The organism is Acinetobacter sp. HZNU-JH01 (genome assembly GCF_037996845.1).
In the GTDB taxonomy this organism is placed as follows: Bacteria; Pseudomonadota; Gammaproteobacteria; order Pseudomonadales; family Moraxellaceae; genus Acinetobacter; species Acinetobacter haemolyticus.
Genome location: NZ_JBBMZX010000001.1, coordinates 2601261 through 2615242, shown reverse-complemented (window position 1 = coordinate 2615242; position 13982 = coordinate 2601261). Strand labels below are relative to the sequence as shown.

Sequence of the window (13982 nt, the reverse complement as noted above, 5' to 3'; positions counted from 1 at the left end):
TCCCGTCCTGAAATAAGTATACACCTTAAGAGGCTTATTTTATGGAATATGAAAAAGAACAACGAGTTAAACGAACACAACGAGATTATAGTTTTGCCTTTAAAATGCTGATTGTCCATGAGGTAGAAAAAGGGCAAATCACTTATAAACAAGCTCAAGCAAAATATGGTATTCAAGGAAGATCAACTGTGCTTACATGGTTACGTAAGTACGGACAACAAGATTGGACTTCTAAAGCTATGCCTTCCACTTCAAAACGCCAACTCACCCCTCAACAACGCATTCGCCAGTTGGAAAAACAATTAGCCGCAGAAAAGCTAAAAACTGAATTTATCCAAGATGTGATTTATCACATAGACAAAGAATGTGGGAGTGATCTTGGAAAAAAGTATACCGAGCACGTTTCAAAGATTGGCAAGCCCAAAGAAGACTAAATGTCTCACGTTATTGTGAGTGGATAGGAATCACCCGACAGGCTTACTATCAATCAGAAAAACGTGCTCAAATCAAAGCTCAGGAAACTCAGCAAGTACTTGAATTGGTTATGGAGTATCGTTATTTGATGCCAAGTATCGGTACGCGTAAACTCTATTGGCTGATCAAACCAAAATTGCTAGAACAAGGACTGAAGTTTGGTCGAGATCAGTTATTTAAGGTATTAAAAGAGAATGATTTATTGATACGCCCTAAACGTCGCTATACCAAAACTACAGATAGCAAACACTGGATGAAGAAACATCCTAATTTATTAAAGGATTATTCTCCAATACGGGCAAATGAAGTCTTTGTTAGTGATATTACCTATGTTGAAAGTGCAGAGGGTGTGCATTATCTATCACTTGTGACAGATGCCTATACCCGACAAATTAAAGGTTATAAGTTATCAAGTGATATGCGGGCAGAGAATGTTGTACAAGCCTTACATATGGCAATGAAGTCTATAAAAGATAGAGCAACAACCCTGATTCATCATTCAGATAGAGGTTCTCAATATTGCTCTGAATTATATCAATCGGCACTACAGCATTACGGTATAAGTCCCTCGATGACAGATGGAGGAGACTGTTACCAAAATGCTTTAGCAGAGCGAATCAATGGCATACTCAAACAGGAGTTCTTAACTACACGATGTAAAACGATGAAGGAGTTAGACCATTTAATTTCGGAATCTATAGTGATTTATAACTGCTACAGACCGCATTTAAGTTTAAATATGATTACTCCTAATCAGATGTATGAGAAAGCGAAAACCGAGCTAATTGCTTAACTCGGTTTGAAATGAAATACTGTCAATCTATTTCAGGACGGGACATTAAACAGTGGAATCCTTGATGGTTTCTGATGAACCATTCTGTTTGACCGATTCAATTCCTTTATCGCGTGACTGTTCGCTCGCATACATCTGACTCGTACCAATAATCTGGTGATTTGCAGCCTTAAGATTAAAATAAGGCTTATCATTTTTAGCGGTTAAACGTTCATAACGCGCATCATCTGGGCTATTCTTTTGTACCGAGGCAATGCCATTCATTGCTGAAGCTTTTGCTTTATACAACTCACTCGTTAAAATCACTTCACCATTACCAGCTTTTAAAACAAAACGATATTGGCCATCGCTCGCTTGACTCACTTCAAACCACCCTGCCATAAACACCTCTTTTTCTAATATTTAGATTCATCTTATTGTTCAAACAATATAGAACAGCGCAAAAGCACATTAGATCGTTTTTTGTTCTTTTTTGGTAATTGATATAATTGTAAAAAGGGAGCTCTAACCGCTCCCTCATCTAACCTGATCGCAAATAAATCAAACTTTTTTCACAAATTCAGATTTCAGTTTCATTGCACCAACCCCATCAATTTTACAGTCAATGTTATGACCATCACTTGCGTCAGGTACTAAGCGAATACTTTTGACTTTTGTTCCTACTTTAACAACTGAAGATGAACCCTTTATTTTCAAATCTTTAATTACGGTAACACTATCGCCATCAGCTAGAAGGTTGCCATTTGCATCCTTAATCATTTCTTCTAATTCTGTAGCCTGACTCTCTCCTTCTTTCCACTCATGCGAGCACTCAGGGCAAATCAATAAGTCGCCATCTTGATAAGTATATTCTGATTGGCATTGTGGGCAATTTGGAAAAGACATAAAAAATCTCAAAAACTCTATTATGAGCTATAGACTTTATTTTTCAAAATTTTGCACTTAACTCTTTTTTCTATGTAAACCGTTCTGGAATCAATTTGATATCTGAGCTCCGTATTTTAGATTGCAAATACAATCAAATCTTCCTTTTCAATTTTACAGTGATCAAATGATGAATGTTAGTGTCTGTTATTGGTCAGGGATATCTGCTTGGACCAATAAACTTAATAGATACAATGATTCTTGCCAACCTAGATAACACGCCTCAACAGGAATCACATCAGGTAAGCCCTCTTGGGTAATATAAACCTCAGTGCCAACCATGACGGGCTTTAATTCAATCGTGACCTGAATATCTCCAACTAAATTTGGGTCATCAAATTTATCGATATAACGGAGTCGTTCATTTGGAACCAGTTCAAGATAAGTACCACCAAATGAGTGTACCTGACCCGTTGAAAAATTTGTAAATGATATCTTATATGTCCCGCCTTTCTGCGGATCTAAATGGTGAACTTTAGCAGTAAACCCATGGGGTGCCATCCATTTAACCAATGCATCTGGATCTAGAAAGGCTTTAAAGACTCGTTCTGCTGGTGCACTAAACACACGATGTAGCTTCACTGTGCCTGTCATTTTTATTCTCCAATCTCACTATTATTCTCTAAATGTAGCCTGCAATCACAATCGTTCTACCAAGATGATGTGATCAATTATTTATTTCAACACGAATATCAACATTCAAAAGCTGCTTTTTTGTGAAAAATGGCGCAAAATAACATCCCTTATTTTAACGATCAGAATGCTGCTTTAGGATTGATCTATGAACCAACTTGCTTTTACTGCTTTTAGCTTAAATGGTGTAGATGCACAAAAATTCTTACAAGGTCAAGTCACTGTTCATGTTGAACGATTGGTTGAGAATGAAAGCCGTTATACTGCAATTTGTGATTTAAAGGGCCGTATCCACTTTGGTCTATGGATCAAAAAAATAAATTCAGAAAGCTTTGAGCTAGTGACTACACAGGATCAAGCAGAAGAGTTTGCCAAACATATTCGTAAGTTTGGTGCATTTTCTAAAATGAAATTAGAAGAGATCAGTTCAGTTTTCCCAACGATAAATGGTATTCAAACTGATTTTTCTACTACAGAAACCGACATCAATACATGGCAAGTTCAAGCAATTCAATCTGGACAAGCATGGATTACTCAAACAACTGAACATCTATTTCAACCTCAAGAGCTGCGTCTACATCAACGGGAAGGCGTGCACTTTGATAAAGGCTGTTATCTCGGGCAAGAAATTGTGGCTCGTCTTTGGTTTAAAGCCAAACCTAAACACTGGTTACATTTAATTCAAGGTAAAGAGACAACACCTGCCCCTGCAACACAGCTCAACAAAGATGTTGAGGTAGTCAATAGTATTGCTTTTGACAATGGTTATCTCGCTCTGGTGATTGCCAAGCCTACAGCTATACAAGAACTTGATGTTAAGGTTTTAGATTTACCTGAAGCTTTGAATGGTGATGTAGCTCGACCTAGCTAAGTTCTTCTCCAAAAAATTAATCGTACCAACTCATGTGTGATCACGGCGAATGAATCCGATGAACACATGAGTTAATTTTATTTATTACACTTAAATTTTCTTATTAAAACAACAAATTCATCTATAAAACAGGCTTCCTCACAATACATACAAAATCATTATTTACATTCTCTGCGAAACTTTTATGATATGGGGATTAAGTTATTTTCTGCTGATTACAAAGGATTTGAGCAGAAATGAAGGAAAGGAAAAAAAGATGAAAAAGTTGCTCATTGCCAGTCTAATGATCGTTGCAAGCCACTCAACATTGGCAGCAGACAATAAAGCAACCAATAAGCCCGATGTATTTGCAAAAGCAACTCAACTCTACGAGGCAAAAAATTACCCAGCAGCATTTGCAGAAATGCAACGTCTTGCAGAATCTGGAAATGCTCAAGCAATCTATAATCTTGGCTCCATGACCCAACATGGTCAAGGAACCAATAAAGATGAAAAGAAAGCACTGCAATATTATCAAGACGCTTCAAATAAAGGTTTCGGGAAAGCAAGCTTCGTGATTGCCCAAGCCTATCGTCAAGGAAACTTAGGTTTAAGCAAAGACACTCAAAAATTTAAAGAGTACCTCGACAAAGCATCCAAACAAGGTTCCGAAGAAGCTATTGTTGAAATCGCAACTTTATTATTTGCTCAGGGTAAACCTGAGACAGATCAAATTGCAATTCGCCAACTCAGACCATTAATTCAGAAGAATTACTACCCTGCAATGCATATCAGAGCGATATATGATCTTGGACAAGGGGTTAAAAATAAGAATCCTGTTACGCGTCAACAAGCGATTAGATCTATCCAATCACTTGCTGAAAAAGGTTACGCGCCGTCTTTAATGGCTTTGGGTAATATGCTCGCAAATGGAGATATTCTTCAGCAAAATCTACCTGAGGCGAAAAAGATTTTTACCGAGCTAGCGAGACAAGGTATCCCTCAAGCTAAAGAATCCTTGGCCAAAGTAGAACAGATTGAAGCTCAACAAAAGCAAGCTAAAGCATCTGGCGCAAAGCCATAAATATTGTAAAAGTTCACCAAATACCTATTCTTTCAAGATAAGGTATTTGGTGATTCATATGGTTAGAATTGCTTAGTTACGGAAAAACCCGCACTCCAGTTACGCCCATCTGCTGGTTCAAAGAAACGCCCATTACCATCATTTACGATCACTGAACCGATATAATTTTTATCCAACATATTATCGATACGTGCATAAGTATTTACACGCCAGTCATTCATATTCCAAACATAGCCAGTGTAAGCAGAAATGGTGGTGTAACTTGGTGCTACCTCAGTATTAATATCATTGACATATATTTTGTCACTATATTGAGCATCTACACCGCCATATAATCCAGCTTTAGGTTTCCATGCCAATGAAGCATAGGCTCGTTGTTTTGCGATCCCTGGAATCAGATTACCAGATTCGATTTTGGAAACTGAACCAATCTCAGGCACATCCGATTCAAAAGTCGCATCTAAATATGCATAACTAGCATTTGCAATCAAATCATGCCATAGCGCTTTGTTCCATGTTAACTCTACACCTTCACGTAAAGTTTTATCAGCGTTGCGGAAAGTATTGCGTCCATCTTTTGCACCAGCCGAAACAATGTCATCTTTAGTCTTGGTCTGAAATACCGCCAACGTAAAATTACCCAACATATTTTGTGACTTTAAGCCAAACTCATACGTATCACTACTTGATGCTTCTAAATCAAAATTAAATCCACCTAACCCATCAGGGCGATATGCCATTTCAGTAAATGTTGGCGTTTCAAAACCCTTAGCGTAACTCACATAGGTCAATAACTCTGGAAAGACTTGCCAGCTTAACGCAACCGACGGAAGTAACTTAGAATAATCTGTTTTGCCACTATCATCCCCATTGACTCCAACAATGAAATGATCTTTGGATTTGTAGTGTACATTGCTATAACGCACACCTGTATCTAACTTCCATGTAGGTAAGAACTGCCAAGAAGCTTGTAAATATGGGTCAATATTCCACAAGGTGTTATCTTCATCACGGCGCAATTTTCCTTTAACACCATAAGAAGGTTGACCATTTACTAAGTTAAAATTCTCATATCCTTTACGGTCTTCGTCCATGGCATCAAGCGCAACACCTAAACTCACTATTGTATTTGGCAATAGCTCCTTGCCTGTCCAACGGAAGTCAGCACCATAATAGTTACGCTCAAAGTCAATTACACCACCTGCATGTCTCAGATTTTCTTGAGTAGATTTTGGAATGGATTGATATTGAGTGACTTGGCGATTCCCCCAATATCCCATCATATAAAGTTCATTTTGCTCATCAATTGGTTTTGACCACGTTACTCCAGTTTGAATCTGCTCTATATCCTTACGTACATCAAACTGCTTGAGAAAAGGAACCTGTTGTCGTGGATTTTCACGCCATTGTTCGCGAGTTAAACCTTGTGGATCATTTGCATTGATTTTGACGTAATTGGTAATCCAGTTCACCTTGGAACCATCTTCCAAATTCCACGTTAGCTTGGCATTATTTTGAACTTTATCAGCATCACTATGTTGTCGGTAGCCATTTGTATCAAAGTAAGATGAACTAATGATATAGCTGGGTTCATTTTGATTTTTGGCGCCACCTTGCAAAATGATACCCGCACGATTTTTATCGTGACCACCACCAGTATAATTTAATTCAATTGAATCCTTGCCTTGACCTTCTTTGGTTGTGGTTAACAACGTCCCACCAGAAGAATTTCCATAGAGAGAAGAAAATGGTCCTGTTAAAACTTCAAGATGACTCAGACTACTCAAATCAATATTTGAAGTTTGACCTTGACCATCCGGCATCGTCGCAGGAATACCATCAACATAAAGACGAATTCCTCGCACCCCAAAAGTTGAACGCGCACCAAAACCTCGCATGGATAGCTGTAAATCCTGTGCATAGTTTTCACGATTATTCAATTGTAGACTCGGTACACCTTTTACCAATTCAGTCAAATTAACTTGAGCAGATTGTTGTTGCTCAGATGTATCCATCCGAAAAACAGATGCTGGTGTATGTAAATAGTCGGTATTCATACGAGTTGCTTCAACAGTAATCGTTGGGAGCTGAACTGTATGCTCTGAATTAGATTCATTAGCCCAGATTGAGCTACTACCTAAACCCATACATAACACGACACAACCGTATAAAAAGTTAATTTTCATTGAAGGCATGAAGATTCCTTATTTCTCAAAAATTCAAACAGGATTTTTAAAGTAAGCATTTGATTATTTTATATTTGTCTTACATTATTAACTTTAGCCACAATCATCAATCTTGTTACTGATCGACATTAGCAAATAAAATTAAATACCCTCATAATTGTAAGTGAAACATTTACCCTCATTGTATTGTTGTTGAAACAACTTGAGCTTTTTATGCCTGAACTTCCTGAAGTTGAAACTACGAAAACCAGTCTATTGCCGCTACTCACACAACGTGTTCAATCGGTTAAGGTATTGAATGCCAGTCTCCGTTGGCCCATTCCTGATAATCTTGAAAAGTTAGTGGGACAACGCTTAACGGCTCTTAAACGTCGGTCTAAATATATATTGGCTGAATTTGAACAGGATCAAATGCTATGGCATCTCGGCATGTCAGGAAGTTTTCGTTTATGTGAACCGAATGATGCATTGAGAAAACATGATCACCTCATCATTGACTTTGAAGATCAGCAACTTCGCTATCACGATCCTCGACGTTTTGGATGTATTCTTTGGCTAGATCAGGCAAACCAAAGCAAACTGATTGACACGCTTGGACCTGAGCCACTCTCTGAGGATTTCAACGCTAGGTATCTTTTAGAAAAATTACAAAAAAAGAATGTCGGCATTAAAATTGCTTTAATGGATAATCACGTGGTAGTCGGTGTTGGTAATATTTATGCGACTGAAAGCTTGTTTAATGTCGGTATTCATCCTGCACAACCTGCCTCAACGCTAACCAATACACAGGTGGAAAAACTGGTTATTGAAGTGAAACGGATCTTGAAACAAGCAATCGACTTAGGTGGTTCAACTTTGCGTGATTATAGCAATGCAATGGGTGAAAATGGTTATTTCCAACAAACCCTATTGGCTTATGGTCGCGCTGGTGAAATGTGTGTCAACTGTGAGACCACATTGGAGAATCTGAAACTTGGTCAAAGAGCAAGTGTGTTTTGTCCACAATGCCAACCATTGAAATTGAAAAAAACATAGTTTTAAAAAAGGAGAACAACGCATGAAAACTGCTATTGTTCGACATATCTTAGTCAAAGATAAAGACATGGCTGAACAGTTGAAAAAACGTATCCAATCTGGTGCTGATTTTTCAAAAATTGCAAAGCAATATTCGACCTGTAATTCAGCCAAACGCGGTGGTGAACTCGGCGAAGTCAAAAAAGGGCAACTCGTTCCTGTGATAGATAAACTGGTTTTTAGTGCAGCAGAACGCGTTTTACATGGTCCAATCAAAAGCCAATTCGGTTTCCACTTGTTAGAAATTAAGTTTCGGATGGATGGATTAAGATAATCCAAGATGAGCTTAAATCTTATTTTAAGCTCATTAAAATAATAAATAGATAAGAAATACTAGTTTTGTTTCGGTTTCATCACATACGTCCATGCATCTATGCATTCACCTGAAGTGAGAATCACCTCCGTCTGTACGCGTTGATATTGAAATCCTTCAAAATCATCTAACATTTTCCAATTTTCATCTAATTTTTCGGAACTAAATAAGTATCCCTCAACAAATGGGTCTTGTGAATTAAGGATGATCGCTGGCAACCCTTCATCAGGCCCCCAATCTAAAACGTAAACAGTTCCATGCACACGTGCTTGCTGCCAATCCCCTTCGATCGCACCCAAAATATGAGCATTTTCTCGATTTGGGCAGAGTGTGCCATATACAAATAATCGGTTCATGTTGGTGGATCCCCCTCGTAATATGCACAGCATCTTAAAATGAAAGCAGCAATTTTTCTATGTAAAAACGACTATTTTCACATCACTATTCAGCAAATCATATTCCGACAGACAATAAAAAACGGCACCTAGAATGCCGTTTTTCATCAAGAAATACTTAACCTTGTTTTTTCAATTGATCGCGAATTTCACGTAATAATTGAATATCTTCTGGTGTTACTTCTGGTTCAGGAGCCACTTCTTCTTGCTTACGAATACGATTCATCACTTTCACCAACAAGAACACAACCCATGCCAGTAATAAGAAATTAATCAAGACCGTAATAAAACTACCGTATGCAAATACGTTTAGTCCTGCTTCTTGAGCAGCCGCGAGATTATTAATACTATTTGGGTTATCACCTAAAACAACAAACCAGTTGGTGTAATCCACCTCACCACCCAAGATCCATGAAATAATTGGCATCAGAAGATCTTTAACCATAGAATCAATAATCTTGCCAAAAGCACCACCAATGATCACACCAATCGCGAGATCCATGACATTGCCTTTGACAGCAAACTCTTTAAATTCTTGAATAATACTCATCTATAACGCTCCAGAATTAAAATGAATACAGCCTGTTTTGGGATTGTTTAATACACAGGTGTAAATCGTTAGCATAATGTTGATAATTTAATATTTTTATCAAAAAAAGAAAGTTATTTCACACTTTAACAACATATTTTATTTTAGTAAAAATATGAACTTAAGCATGTAATCACTCTTTTCATAATGCAATAAAAAAACCGCCAAATCAATTTAGCGGTTTTTCACTTTCCACTTAGGAAAAATTATTTATCACGGTTACGTTTACGTTCATTTTCAGTCAAGTAACGCTTACGAATACGAATTGATTTCGGTGTTACTTCAACTAACTCATCATCTTCAATGAATTCAAGCGCTTGTTCAAGCGTGTATTCAATTGCAGGCGTCAAAGTTAAAGCATCATCAGTACCAGACGCACGAACGTTGGTTAACTGTTTTGCTTTGGTTGGGTTTACAACCATATCGTCTGAACGAGAGTTAATACCCACGATCATCCCTTCATACACTTCTAACTGTGGCTTAGCGAATAAACGACCACGGTCTTGAAGGGTAAATAATGCATAGCCCAAGCAAGTACCTTGAACCATTGAAATCAATACACCGTTTTGACGCTTCGCTACGCTACCCTGTTTCACAGGACCGTAATGAGAGAAGCTTGATGTCATGATCCCTGTACCTGAAGTCATGGTTAAGAATTCAGAACGGAAACCAATCAAGCCACGTGAAGGAACAGTTGCTTCAATACGGATACGGCCTTTGCCATCAACTTCCATATTGGTCATCTCACCTTTACGGTGGCCCATTTGTTCCATTACAGCACCTTGGTGCTGTTCTTCAACGTCAAAAGTTACGTTTTCATACGGCTCTTGTCTTTCACCATCAATTTCTTTGATGATCACTTGTGGACGTGATACGCCCATTTCAAAGCCTTCACGACGCATGTTTTCAATCAATACTGAAAGGTGAAGTTCACCACGACCAGAAACTTTAAAACGGTCTGGACTATCAGTATCTTCAACACGTAATGCAACGTTGTGAATCAATTCACGATCAAGACGTTCACGAATGTTACGTGAAGTAACGAATTTACCTTCTTTACCAGCGAACGGTGAATTGTTCACTTGGAATGTCATCGAAACTGTAGGTTCATCTACAGACAATGCAGGTAATGCTTCAACATTTTTCGGATCACAAATCGTGTCAGAAATATTTAATGCATCAATACCTGTGATACAAACGATATCACCAGCAGAAGCAGATTCAACATCAACGCGCTCTAAACCGTGATAACCCATGATTTTTAAGATACGACCATTACGTGTCTTACCTTCTTTATCAATTACGGTTACTTGAGTGTTCAATTTTACAGAACCACGTTGAATACGACCAACACCGATAACACCAACGAAGCTGTTATAGTCAAGTGAAGAAATCTGCATTTGGAACGGACCATCAACATCAACTGCTGGTGGTTCTACGATATCAACAATCGTTTCAAACAACGGTGTCATATCATCCGCTAATTCTTCTGGTGATGGACCTGCCACACCACGAAGACCAGAAGCATAAACAACTGGGAAGTCCAATTGCTCATCAGATGCACCTAAGTTATCAAATAAGTCGAATACTTGATCAATAACCCAGTCACAACGAGCGCTTGGCTTGTCAACTTTGTTAATAATCACGATTGGCTTCAAACCACGAGCAAATGCTTTTTGTGTTACGAAGCGAGTTTGTGGCATTGGACCTTCTTGAGAGTCAACAAGAAGCAATACACAGTCAACCATCGACATTACACGTTCAACTTCGCCACCGAAGTCTGCGTGTCCCGGGGTATCCACGATGTTGATACGGTATTCAGTATCAGTACGCTTATCTAACCATTTGATCGCAGTGTTTTTAGCAAGAATGGTAATACCACGTTCACTTTCAAGCGCATTCGAGTCCATGACACGCTCAATCTCACCCGCGCGTTCGCCGAGTGCACCAGATTGTTGAAGTAATTTATCGACAAGCGTTGTTTTACCGTGGTCGACGTGCGCAATAATTGCGATATTGCGGAGATTCTTAATATCAGACATAGAATTCGAAACGCTTAAAATTTGAGGGCAAATTATACAGAAAAATACTACGCTTTAGTAGTGACAGTTTATTGACATGCGACTTTTTTTCTGACGAAACGTTACAGAATCGTTGGTAAAGTAGGCTAAGTCTATTAGAATATTCCACTAATGCTTACCTGTTTTATATACTCCCATGTCGAATCCCCAACCCCAGCAACAGTTAGATCTGGTCTATGGACTCAATGATCGTCCGAAACCTTTTGTTGCATTTTTAGCCGCTTTACAACACCTTTTAGCAATTCTGGTCCCGATCGTCACCCCTGGCTTGTTGATCTGTTTAGCCTTAGGCGTATCTCGTGAAGATACCAATATGATCCTTTCAATGTCCTTGATTATCTCAGGGATTGCCACCTTCTTACAATGCAAAAAAGTAGGACCATTTGGTGCAGGGCTTCTAATTGTTCAAGGCACAAGCTTTAACTTTATTGGCCCAATCATTGGTATTGGCAGTGCAATGGTCGCGGCTGGTACACCTGTTGAGCAAGTAATGGCTGCAATTTTTGGTGTAGTCATCGCAGGTTCATTTATTGAAATGGGCGTTTCTCGAATCTTACCTTGGGTAAAGAAGCTAATTACGCCCTTGGTTACGGGTATTGTGGTTCTGTTAATTGGTCTGACCTTGATTAAAGAAGGTCTGATTAGCATGGGCGGCGGATATACTGCCATGCAAGACAATACTTTTGCCAATGCGGACAATCTAATCATGTCTTGCACCGTACTCGGCATCATTATTTTATTGAATCGTATTCGCATTATTTGGGTGAAAAGTTCAGCAATTTTAATCGCCTTAATTATTGGTTATATTCTTGCTGGATTTATGGGGCATTTAAACTTTTCAGCCCTCAGTGAAACACCTCTGATTCAAATTCCGACCCCAATGCATTTTGGTTTGAGCTTCTCATGGAGCTTATTTATTCCAATGGCATTTATTTATTTGGTCACATCGCTTGAAGCTATTGGCGATGTAACAGCAACCAGTAAAATTTCCAATCAACCCGTTGATGGTCCTGTTTGGATGCAACGAATTAAAGGGGGCGTATTGGTGAATGGTGCTAACTCATTCTTGGCTGGTATTTTTAATACCTTCCCTAGTTCTGTTTTTGCCCAAAACAATGGCGTTATTCAACTCACTGGCGTCGCAAGTCGTTATGTCGGCATCTGGATTGCAATCTTACTGATCCTATTAGGCTTGTTCCCTGCCGTTGCGGCCGTAATACAAGCCGTTCCTCAGGCTGTCTTAGGCGGTGCAGTGATGGTGATGTTTGGCGCTGTAGCAGCCTCTGGAATTAATATCTTGTCAGGAATTCACTTAGATCGCCGCGCTTTGTTGATCATTGCGATCTCACTGGCACTTGGCTTAGGCGTTGCTCAAGTCCCGCAAATTCTAGAACACCTTCCTGAATTATTTAAAAATATTTTTAGTTCAGGCGTTGCAACTGGCGGTATTGCTGCTTTGGTTTTAAATCTTGTTTTACCTGAAACTCACAAATAATCATCCAACCATAGCAAACACCCAGTTTGACCACTGGTTTTTGTTTGATGAGAGATCAATATGGATCCACGTAGCGAAGTTGTCTTACGTCAACAAGATTATTTAAATGGGCATGTCTTATTGATTAATGCCCCGAATGATCAACTGAGTAAAAATATGCCGAGTCAAGTCCAAACCTCGATATGGACTTGGAATTATGCAGATCATCAAAGTTTTGTTGGTCATCAAATTGACTCGTATTTCTCAACTGAATTTCCTCAGATTACGGTTGATCAAGTCATCATTTTCGTTCCGAAATCCAAGGAACTCCTCAACTATCTTTTGCATGTTGTTGTGAGCCACTTAAATCAAGGGCAACGTATTTTTCTAGTGGGTGAAAAAAAAGGGGGCATCGAAAGTGCAGCCAAACAATTACAAAGTTATGGAAAAACACTCAAACTCGATAGTGCTAGACATTGCCAATTATGGCAAATGCAAATTGAAAAAACTGAACAATTAAAACCACTTGACCATTGGTTAAAAACTTACACTGTGGATATGGGAGAAGATCGTTTAGAGGTCTGTGCCCTACCTGGGGTTTTCAGTCAAGATCATTTAGATACTGGAACGGCTGTATTAGTCCCTTACCTTCCACAGGTAAAATCGGGTAAGATTGCCGACTTTGGTTGTGGTGCAGGCATTATTAGTGCGTATTTAGCTAAGCTTCATCCAAACCAACATATTTTTGCGCTTGATGTTGATGCATTTGCATTACGGTCGACTGAGATGACATTTCAACGTAATGGGCTGAACTTGGCTCATTTACATCTTCAGCCAGTAACAGGCTTTGCCGATGCGCCAAAAGACTTAGATGCAATCGTAAGTAATCCACCTTTTCATCAAGGGATTCATACGGATTACGATGCCAGTGAAACATTATGTCGACGAGCAAAATTGCACTTGAAACGTTCAGGTGAATTATGGATCGTGGCGAATCGTTTCTTAAATTACCCTCCATTGATTGAACAAAGCTTTGGAGAATGTATGGTGAAAGCAGATCAACAAGGCTTCAAGGTATTATTCGCCTGTGCAAGTAGGGTCGGCTGATATTT

13 protein-coding genes and 1 pseudogene are annotated in these 13982 nt (G+C 38.9%); 7 read left to right on the top strand and 7 right to left on the bottom strand.

Annotated elements, in window-relative coordinates; all coding sequences use genetic code 11:
- Positions 1-41 precede the first annotated feature (41 nt).
- Positions 42-1267, top strand: a protein-coding gene (locus AAC851_RS12425) for an IS3 family transposase (RefSeq protein ID WP_160126557.1) whose coding sequence is annotated in 2 segments (ribosomal slippage) — positions 42-381 and positions 381-1267 — 1227 coding nt in all. Because the reading frame shifts where the segments join, the coding sequence is not laid out codon by codon here.
- A 45-nt stretch (positions 1268-1312) separates the two neighbouring features.
- Here the strand turns inward: AAC851_RS12425 and AAC851_RS12420 are convergent.
- The 3 genes from AAC851_RS12420 to AAC851_RS12410 form a co-directional block, all read right to left on the bottom strand.
- The gene (locus tag AAC851_RS12420) at positions 1313-1648 is read right to left on the bottom strand and encodes a YegP family protein (RefSeq protein ID WP_004640635.1); all 336 of its coding nucleotides are present in this window, start codon (positions 1646-1648) and stop codon (positions 1313-1315) included.
- A gap of 159 nt (positions 1649-1807) precedes the next feature.
- A complete protein-coding gene (locus AAC851_RS12415) occupies positions 1808-2152 on the bottom strand; it encodes a zinc ribbon domain-containing protein YjdM (protein ID WP_005089274.1) in 345 nt (114 codons plus the stop codon).
- Positions 2153-2338: 186 nt separating this feature from the next.
- The gene (locus AAC851_RS12410; protein ID WP_171055811.1) at positions 2339-2791 is read right to left on the bottom strand and encodes an SRPBCC family protein; all 453 of its coding nucleotides are present in this window, start codon (positions 2789-2791) and stop codon (positions 2339-2341) included.
- A 181-nt stretch (positions 2792-2972) separates the two neighbouring features.
- Between AAC851_RS12410 and ygfZ the strand changes: the two genes are divergently transcribed.
- Entirely contained in the window at positions 2973-3695 is a 723-nt protein-coding gene (gene ygfZ / locus AAC851_RS12405; RefSeq protein WP_005089269.1) for a CAF17-like 4Fe-4S cluster assembly/insertion protein YgfZ, read from the top strand.
- Between the two features lie 256 nt (positions 3696-3951).
- The gene (locus AAC851_RS12400; protein WP_004760852.1) at positions 3952-4758 is read left to right on the top strand and encodes a tetratricopeptide repeat protein; all 807 of its coding nucleotides are present in this window, start codon (positions 3952-3954) and stop codon (positions 4756-4758) included.
- 62 nt (positions 4759-4820) lie between these two features.
- On the opposite strand, the gene AAC851_RS12395 is transcribed toward AAC851_RS12400, so the two are convergent.
- On the bottom strand, positions 4821-6905 hold the full coding sequence (locus AAC851_RS12395) for a TonB-dependent receptor family protein (RefSeq protein WP_407705567.1): 2085 nt from the start codon (positions 6903-6905) through the stop codon (positions 4821-4823).
- A 252-nt stretch (positions 6906-7157) separates the two neighbouring features.
- Here AAC851_RS12395 and mutM point away from each other — a divergent pair, with 252 nt between their 5' ends.
- Entirely contained in the window at positions 7158-7979 is an 822-nt protein-coding gene (gene mutM / locus AAC851_RS12390; RefSeq protein ID WP_340600916.1) for a bifunctional DNA-formamidopyrimidine glycosylase/DNA-(apurinic or apyrimidinic site) lyase, read from the top strand.
- 10 nt (positions 7980-7989) lie between these two features.
- A pseudogene (locus AAC851_RS12385) lies at positions 7990-8292 on the top strand (peptidylprolyl isomerase); the annotation flags it as partial.
- 59 nt (positions 8293-8351) lie between these two features.
- Here AAC851_RS12385 and AAC851_RS12380 read toward each other — a convergent pair.
- The 3 genes from AAC851_RS12380 to typA form a co-directional block, all read right to left on the bottom strand.
- Positions 8352-8687, bottom strand: a complete 336-nt coding sequence (locus AAC851_RS12380) for a gamma-glutamylcyclotransferase family protein (RefSeq protein ID WP_340600915.1) — start codon at positions 8685-8687, stop codon at positions 8352-8354.
- Positions 8688-8844: 157 nt separating this feature from the next.
- Entirely contained in the window at positions 8845-9276 is a 432-nt protein-coding gene (gene mscL, locus AAC851_RS12375) for a large conductance mechanosensitive channel protein MscL (protein ID WP_008941675.1), read from the bottom strand.
- Between the two features lie 245 nt (positions 9277-9521).
- On the bottom strand, positions 9522-11357 hold the full coding sequence (gene typA, locus AAC851_RS12370; RefSeq protein ID WP_008941678.1) for a translational GTPase TypA: 1836 nt from the start codon (positions 11355-11357) through the stop codon (positions 9522-9524).
- Between the two features lie 175 nt (positions 11358-11532).
- Here typA and AAC851_RS12365 point away from each other — a divergent pair, with 175 nt between their 5' ends.
- Positions 11533-12891, top strand: a complete 1359-nt coding sequence (locus AAC851_RS12365; RefSeq protein ID WP_004640659.1) for a uracil-xanthine permease family protein — start codon at positions 11533-11535, stop codon at positions 12889-12891.
- A 60-nt stretch (positions 12892-12951) separates the two neighbouring features.
- On the top strand, positions 12952-13977 hold the full coding sequence (locus AAC851_RS12360) for a methyltransferase (RefSeq protein WP_340600914.1): 1026 nt from the start codon (positions 12952-12954) through the stop codon (positions 13975-13977).
- Positions 13978-13982: the final 5 nt, after the last annotated feature.